We start from the raw sequence: 1,111 nt of genomic DNA, 5'->3' as shown, positions 1-1,111 counted from the left end.
CAAACTTGAGCTCAGACACCTCAAGGATCACAGGAAGCGGCGTGTTTCCCATATCGGCCCAGGCCACGGCACCCACACATACGGCAGGAGAGCCCCCCTTTCCGGCAGCGGTCGCACGGGGAAACATCATGGCCACGCAGTTTCATTGCGAGAAGTCCGGCCCGCTCGGGCTGGATCTACTGTCCCGGTTCGCCAAGCTCCCGCAGGAGGAGCTGTGCTGACGTCCGGACTGACCGCCCGGCTGATCGCGTGCTTCGACGTAATCGGCGGGCGGGTGACCAAGGCCCGCCGATTCGAGGACAACATCGACGTCGGAGCAGCGGCGGAGATCGCTGCCGCGGTGTATGCCGACGGCGTCGATGAGCTGATCTTCTACGACATCCTCGCCAGCGCCGAGCGGCGGCAGGCGGACCTGCACACGATCCGCGAAGTCGCGCGCCAGGTGTTCGTGCCGTTCACCGTCGGCGGCGGGATTCGCTCTCTGCAGGACATGCACGCCGTGCTGGCTGCTGGGGCTGAGAAGATCTCTGTCGACTCGATGGCCGTGCGTGACCCGCAGATCATCGCTCAGGGGACGGCTGAGTTCGGCACCCAGTGCATCGTGCAGTCGATGCAGGTCAAGCATGTGGGGAAGACCGCGGCCATCCCCAGTGGCTACGAGGTGTTCATCGACGGTGCCCGGGTGGCCACGGGAATGGACGCCGTGCAGTGGGCGCGTCGCGGGGAAGAGCTGGGTGCCGGCGAGATCGTGGTCAACTCCATCGACCAGGACGGCACCCATGCCGGCTACGACCTGCGGATCACCAAAATGATCGCCGACGCGGTCAACGTTCCGGTGATCGCTTCGGGCGGTGCCGGTTCCACCGACCATGTCGCAGGTGCTTTCAGGGAGGCGGGCGTCTCGGCGGCCATCATCAGCTCCCTGCTGTACTCGCCGCGCATGGAGCGGACCATGTCGGTGCCGGAGGTCAAAGCCGACCTCGCCAAGCAGCACGGACTGACGGTCAGGCCCTGCCCCTAGAAGACTGCTGAAAATCTCGGGTTCTGGCCCCGGCTCGGTGGAGTCGGGGCCAGTCTTGTAGGCATGCAGGGGGAATGGGCCGGGGAGCTG

The 1,111-nt window shown here is 65.8% G+C and carries 1 protein-coding gene; it reads left to right on the top strand.

What is annotated here, in order from left to right; all coding sequences use genetic code 11:
* Positions 1-214 precede the first annotated feature (214 nt).
* Positions 215-1,021, top strand: coding sequence for an imidazole glycerol phosphate synthase cyclase subunit (hisF, locus tag H300_RS0121735; protein WP_028429057.1), 807 nt, complete (start codon positions 215-217; stop codon positions 1,019-1,021).
* The last annotated feature ends 90 nt before the right edge of the window (positions 1,022-1,111 follow it).

The organism is Streptomyces sp. TAA040, from assembly GCF_000424845.1.
This window is presented reverse-complemented; position numbering and strand designations above follow the sequence as displayed.